This is a genomic window from Pantoea sp. S62 (assembly GCF_016658625.1).
Lineage (GTDB): Bacteria > Pseudomonadota > Gammaproteobacteria > Enterobacterales > Enterobacteriaceae > Pantoea > Pantoea vagans.
In genome coordinates, this window is sequence record NZ_JACVVI010000080.1 from 1 (window position 1) to 233 (window position 233).

The 233-nt window shown below is 70.4% G+C and carries 1 protein-coding gene; it reads left to right on the plus strand.

The window, feature by feature from the left end:
- On the plus strand, positions 1–233 hold a 233-nt coding region (locus tag IBT54_RS25015; RefSeq protein ID WP_201253341.1), incomplete at both ends, for an Ig-like domain-containing protein.

Sequence of the window (233 nt, forward strand, 5' to 3'; positions counted from 1 at the left end):
AACGGCGGCGGCATGCAGCCCGGCTCCACCGTGACCGTCTCGGACGGCGACGCCGACCTCGGCACCGCCACCGTTGACGCGGACGGCAACTGGAGCTTCACGCCGGACGCCCCGCTGGCCGACGGCGAGCACGCGCTGGTCGTTGACGGCACCGATGCAAACGGCAACGCCAGCAGCAGCACCGTCGACGTAATCATCGACACCAGCGAAACCGCGCCGGGCATGACCGACGA